Origin of the sequence: Skermanella aerolata KACC 11604 (assembly GCF_000936425.1) — a bacterium.
Lineage (GTDB): Bacteria > Pseudomonadota > Alphaproteobacteria > Azospirillales > Azospirillaceae > Skermanella > Skermanella aerolata.
In genome coordinates this window covers 1-364 of sequence record NZ_AVFK01000233.1, presented here as the reverse complement: position 1 = coordinate 364, position 364 = coordinate 1, and the positions used below count along the sequence as shown (strand labels likewise).

1 protein-coding gene is annotated in these 364 nt (G+C 69.5%); it reads left to right on the top strand.

Annotated features, from left to right (window positions below; translation table 11 throughout):
- Nucleotides 1-143: 143 nt before the first annotated feature.
- A partial coding sequence (locus N826_RS45120) for a hypothetical protein (RefSeq protein WP_211099529.1) occupies nucleotides 144-364 on the top strand: 221 nt, incomplete at its 3' end.

The following is a 364-nucleotide window of genomic DNA, read 5'->3' as shown; positions in this document are numbered from 1 at the left end:
ATCCTGTGACCGCGGAGCAGGCTGACGGCGTCGCTGCCGATGACGACGAGGATGTTCTGGTCGACCCGGAGCAGCTGGCACGCATGACCGGACTGCTGGGGGTCGCCCGGGTTACCGGGCACGTTGACGAGGTCGGGGGCGCGGTGGCGACCTGCGCCGTGTGCCTGGACGACCTCGCCGGCAGCCGGGAGCTTCTGAAATGCACGGCGCATGACCTGGTGTCAACGGCCGGGGCGCTGGGACTGCGGCACACCGCGCTGTGCAGCCGCGCTCTTCTCGCTGCCGTTCCGGCAGGTGAACCGGAGCAGCTGACGGCCCTGGTTCGGACGCTGGAGCGCTCTTTCCTCGCAACCCGGAAACAGCT